At 60.4% G+C, this 3,837-nt stretch carries 4 protein-coding genes; all 4 read right to left on the bottom strand.

All coding sequences use genetic code 11. From position 1 onward, the window contains the following. Positions 1-72: 72 nt before the first annotated feature. Positions 73-588, bottom strand: coding sequence for a peptidoglycan-associated lipoprotein Pal (gene pal, locus C8024_RS07930; protein ID WP_173203960.1), 516 nt, complete (start codon positions 586-588; stop codon positions 73-75). A 237-nt stretch (positions 589-825) separates the two neighbouring features. Beyond that, on the bottom strand, positions 826-1,515 hold the full coding sequence (locus tag C8024_RS07935) for a response regulator transcription factor (RefSeq protein ID WP_173203961.1): 690 nt from the start codon (positions 1,513-1,515) through the stop codon (positions 826-828). After that, a complete protein-coding gene (locus tag C8024_RS07940; RefSeq protein ID WP_173203963.1) occupies positions 1,512-3,074 on the bottom strand; it encodes an ATP-binding protein in 1,563 nt (520 codons plus the stop codon). Before C8024_RS07940 ends, C8024_RS07935 begins: the two co-directional genes overlap by 4 nt. A gap of 30 nt (positions 3,075-3,104) precedes the next feature. Continuing rightward, positions 3,105-3,837: NRDE family protein (locus C8024_RS07945; protein ID WP_173203965.1), on the bottom strand; the 733-nt coding region annotated here is incomplete at its 5' end.

A 3,837-nucleotide genomic window follows, 5' to 3' on the forward strand; every position in this document is an offset into this window, starting at 1 on the left:
CGCGGTAAACCACCGGCAATATTGCCGGTGGTTTATGATCCGCCGGGTTCACTGTCGCAAGATGTGCGGTAACTAGCGAACGGTGACCGTAACGGCCCGGCGATTCTTCTGCCATGCCGTTTCATCGGATCCCAGAGCGTCCGGCCGTTCCTTGCCGTAGCTGACTACCGATATTCTCGAGAGCGCGACGCCAAGCGTCGAGAGATAGTTTTTCGCGGCATTGGCGCGGCGTTCGCCGAGCGCGAGGTTATACTCGCGGGTGCCGCGCTCGTCACAATGCCCTTCCACACGGATACGGACGCTGGGGTTGGCGATCAGCCAGGTCGCCTGGCTGCGCAATATCTGCTGGTCCTCGCTGTCGACATCGCTGCGGTCGGTTTCAAAGAAGATCCGGTCCGAGGCCACATTGGCCAGGAAATCTTCCTGGCTGCCCTTGATCGGGCCGCCGGGCGCGCTGTTATAGTCCATATTGTCGCCCGGTGCAGGGGGCAGGCCTTCCGGGGCCTTCTTGCTGCAGCCCGACAGGGCCAGAGCCGCAACCAGCAGCGGCATCGAGATCAATTTTACGGAAACGCGGGAGTGGGACATTTGGTAAAACCTTTTGACTGTTACAGGAGCCTTTTAGGTCGGTTTTGCCAAAGCAATTACCACGGATTTTATATGCCCCGCTCATGCACGGAGGGGCATATAAAATCCGTGGTAACGGCGTTATCAGGGCCATTGTAGAACCGGCTTGTCCCCGCGAGGGGCATCATGAACCAAAAGAAGCCCTCTGTGATGGCGCGGGCATTTGCTCACCCCGACAAATCCCGCGTCATCCAACCTTCAATGTTCGAAATCAATATCCAGTCGATAGCCAACGCCCGGTTCGGTCAGCAAATATTCCGGCTGCGACGAATCATATTCCAGCTTCTGGCGGATCAGCGCCATATAGGAGCGCAGATATTGGGTATCGATCGTCGGATCATTCCACCCGGCCAGCAGCAGCTGGCGATGGGTCACCACCTGACCGGCGTGTCGTGCCAGCGTTTCCAGCAGATCGAACTCCTTGGGCGAGAATTTGATTTCGTCGCCCATCAGGAAGACCTTTCGCTTGAGAAAGTCGATCCGCAGGTGCCGGGATTCAAACTCCTGGCTCTTTACCGCCTCGTTCCTGCGTCGCCGCACCGCAGCCCTGATCCGGGCCAGCAGTTCCTCGATATTGAACGGCTTGTTGATGAAATCATCAGCCCCCTGATCCAGCGCGGCGACCTTCTCCGCTTCCTGATGGCGGGCGGACAGGATCAGGATCGACAGGGCGTTGAGGTCGAGCAGTTTGGCGATGATCTCCTTGCCGTCGGCATCGGGCAATCCGAGGTCGAGCAGGATGATGTCGAACACGGTCTCTTTCGCCTTTTTCAGCGCTTCGGCCGCTGTCCCGGCGGAATCGACGCCATAGCCCTGCGCGATCAGCACCGGTTGCAGCGAGCGGATGAGCGCGGTCTCGTCGTCGACCAGCAATATTTTCACGTTCATTGGCCATTGCTTTCTATGGGAGAGGCGGATGCCGGAAGCCTGACGATGATTTTCGTGCCCTTGCCCATTTCCAGCGGACTGTGAGCGGAGATATCGCCGCCGAATGCCCGGGCAAAGCCCGCAGCAATCGACAGGCCGAGACCGTGGCCTTCCTTGCGGATATTTTCCGCCGAACGGTAGAAGCGGTCGAAAACCCGGTTCAGTTCGGAGGCGGGAATGCCGCAGCCCTGATCCGCTATGGCGATCTCGACCTGCCCGGCCTGCTTGTGTCCGGTCACCAGTACCGGCGCTGCGTCCGGACTATATTGGATCGCATTTTCCAGAATATTGTAGAACAGCTGCTCCAGCATGACCGGATTGGCGCGCACCGTACACGCGTCGAACGGCAGGCTCTTGATGACCTCCCGCCCGCTATGGTGCATTTTCACCGTGTTGACCGCCGAGCCCAGCATCTCCACCAGGTCCAGGCTCTCCAGCTGGTCGGGCGATATGCCCGCCTGCAGCCGGCCCAGATTGAGCAGGTTGGTGGTATAGCGGTTCAGCCGTTCGCACTGGTCCTGAATGATCGTCAGCATTTCCTTGCGCGAGCTTTCCGGCAGCGTGTCGCCATAAGAGGAGAGGCTTGATGCGGATGCGGAGATCGCCGCCAGCGGCGTGCGCATGTCATGGGATATGGAGGAAAGCAGCGCGGTCTTGAATTCCTCCGACCGGCGCATGGCCTCCGCTTCGGATTTCTGGTGGAGCAGGACAAAGCGGTCGATCGCCATGCTCAGCAAATTCAGCACCGCATCAAAGTCGATCTTGCTCAGCCGCTTGGATTTCTGCGCATCCCGGCTGCAGATCAGCAGACCCACGCGGCGTCGCGAGGAGGACAGAAGATAGGCGGTTTTCTGGTCCTGCAACAGGGCCCATTCGCCTTGCCCGACCGCTTGCCGGGCCTCTGCCAGCCATTGCGCCTTGCCCTCGACCGCGATCCACTCCTCGTCGCTGATCGCGTATATTTCAAATTCCCCCGATGAATCGAATATGCCGGTCCGGACAATCGCCTGATCGATATCCTCCAGATGCACGGCGGTCTGCAGCTGGTTGCTGATGGCCAGCAGCAGATTGATTTTCTGCTGGGCAATTTCGGCGGCGCGAGCCCGGTCGTTGATCCGGCCGGCCAGCGCCCCGGACAGCAGCGCGCTCAGATTGAAAGCGACCAGCGGGATATATTCGTCGGAGGTGGTGACACCGAAATCAAGCAGGGGTTCGCTGAAGAAGAAATTGTAGAAGAAAGAGGCGCCGATACCGGCCAGGAGGCCGCCGCGCAGGCCGTTTACCGCACCGATGATGGTCACGGCGGACACGTAGATCAGCGCGGCGCTGACCGGCCGGTCGGCGCTTTGCGCGACATAGGTGGCCAAGGTCCCGGCGACAAAGACTGCCAGTCCGACGAACAGCGAGACATAGCTTCGCGAGCTGTCCGACGACAGGCGATTGAATATTCGCGGGATCATGTTCTGCATCGGCGGGTCCATAGGGGCGACATAGCGGAATTTCCGGAAAGCGGCATGCACGGATTTTCTATGCCGGCTGCCAACGGGATTTCAGTCCGGCCAGGAAAAGGACAGGCGGTCTTCCCCGGTGGTTCGGGCGGCGGCATCGAAGCGGCGCTCCAGCATGGATCCGTTGCCCGCATGGTCAATCGCGACAATCGTGCTGCAGCGCGTTCCGTAGACCGGATTTTCAATGAATATCCCGGAACTGGCCGGTTCCAGCTGCGCCGGCCTCGGGCCTGTTGCGTCTTGCGCCAGCGGATATGTCGTTTGGTCGGTCAGCAGATCAAGCAGCGTGGCCGGCTCCGTCGACGCGCTCTGCAACCAGCCCTGCAGGGCTGCATTGAGATGACCGGCCTTTGCCCAGGGACTGTCCAGCGAACCGTTGGAGAGGCCATGGATACCCGGCTCGAGCCCGCGGCTGACACTGTCCGGCCGGTTGGAATGGATCAGGGCCTTGCCAGCCTCGATGGTGATCAGGTTGAACGGGTTGAAGTCCGAAAAATGCACCGCATCGAGATCGGCATAAACACCCTCGCCAGCAAGAAAGTCCCTGAGCAGGTCACCGCGCGACGCGCGTCCGGCGTCGGGCGCGCCATAGCCGCTGAGATTGGTGACCACGGCAAAACGACCCTGTTCGGAGATGCCGAGCCAGGTCCCGCCGGCCTGCACGTCTTTCCCCGCCAGCAAATGTTCGTGGTTCTCCCACCGGGCCAGCGGTTTTGCAGGGCGGCCATGCATCTCGTCCCGGTTGCCGATCGCGACAAGTTTCCAGTGGGGATGG

Source organism: Sphingopyxis sp. BSNA05 (genome assembly GCF_013265645.1).
In the GTDB taxonomy this organism is placed as follows: domain Bacteria; phylum Pseudomonadota; class Alphaproteobacteria; order Sphingomonadales; family Sphingomonadaceae; genus Parasphingorhabdus.

Bases quoted from the DNA above. Each gene is read 5' to 3' on its own strand.
- pal (WP_173203960.1), bottom strand. From the start codon at position 588: ATGTCCCACTCCCGCGTTTCCGTAAAATTGATCTCGATGCCGCTGCTG.
- C8024_RS07935 (WP_173203961.1), bottom strand. From the start codon at position 1,515: ATGAACGTGAAAATATTGCTGGTCGACGACGAGACCGCGCTCATCCGC.